Annotated in this window: 1 protein-coding gene; it reads right to left on the reverse strand. The window is 37.4% G+C overall.

Going from position 1 to position 262, the window contains the following annotated elements; all coding sequences use genetic code 11:
- A partial coding sequence (locus tag HMPREF2701_RS02930; RefSeq protein ID WP_186821214.1) for a type IV secretory system conjugative DNA transfer family protein occupies nucleotides 1–262 on the reverse strand: 262 nt, incomplete at both ends.

Raw genomic sequence — 262 nt, forward strand, 5'->3', positions numbered from 1 at the left:
CGATTCAAATCATTTTCTGTCTCTATATAGCGAAAAGGATTGAAGCCATCTGAGTTCTTCATATTAACTAAATCTAACACCTTTACTTGGTAGCCATGTTCTAAAAAGAGTTTGCCTGTTTTCTCGGCCAAGTGATCTTTAGGATCCACCACAATATTAGAACTATTCATCTGAATCAGATTGGGTTTTACAAAGCGAAATGTCTTCCCACTTCCTGAACCTCCGATCACCGCAATATTCTTATTTCTATCATATTGGGGTG

Origin of the sequence: Streptococcus sp. HMSC077D04 (assembly GCF_001808785.1) — a bacterium.
Taxonomy (GTDB): Bacteria; Bacillota; Bacilli; order Lactobacillales; family Streptococcaceae; genus Streptococcus; species Streptococcus mitis_BX.